This is a genomic window from Pseudomonas sp. F1_0610, from assembly GCF_047470865.1.
Classification (GTDB): domain Bacteria; phylum Pseudomonadota; class Gammaproteobacteria; order Pseudomonadales; family Pseudomonadaceae; genus JAZDRH01.
Genome location: NZ_JAZDRH010000089.1, coordinates 1 through 394 on the forward strand (window position 1 = coordinate 1; position 394 = coordinate 394).

Annotated in this window: 1 protein-coding gene; it reads left to right on the forward strand. The window is 41.9% G+C overall.

Annotation, left to right across the window (positions count from 1 at the left end; translation table 11 throughout):
* On the forward strand, positions 1–394 hold a 394-nt coding region (locus VQ643_RS16340; RefSeq protein ID WP_414201580.1), incomplete at both ends, for a calcium-binding protein.

The following is a 394-nucleotide window of genomic DNA, read 5'->3' on the forward strand; positions in this document are numbered from 1 at the left end:
AATGACATCTTACAAGGTGGTGATGGTGACGACACATTGTATGGTGGCTCTGGCGATGATGAGTTATATGGTGGCAATGGTAGTGACAAACTCTACGGTGGTTCTGGCAACGATATTCTTAGTGGTGGTGCCTACGGCAATAATGAGCTGTATGGTGGTGAAGGAGACGATAAGTTATATGGCGCTGCTGGCGGTGAAAACCTGCTCGTTGGTGGCACAGGTAACGACTATTTGGAAGGCGGTCGCAGTATTTTCCAAGGTTGGTACAATCCTTATATTACCAGCAATAACACCTATCAATTCAGTATAGGTGATGGTAAGGACATAATTAATAATTATGACGATGTTAATTCTCATGAGAATGATATTGACGTCATTAAATTTACTGATGTTA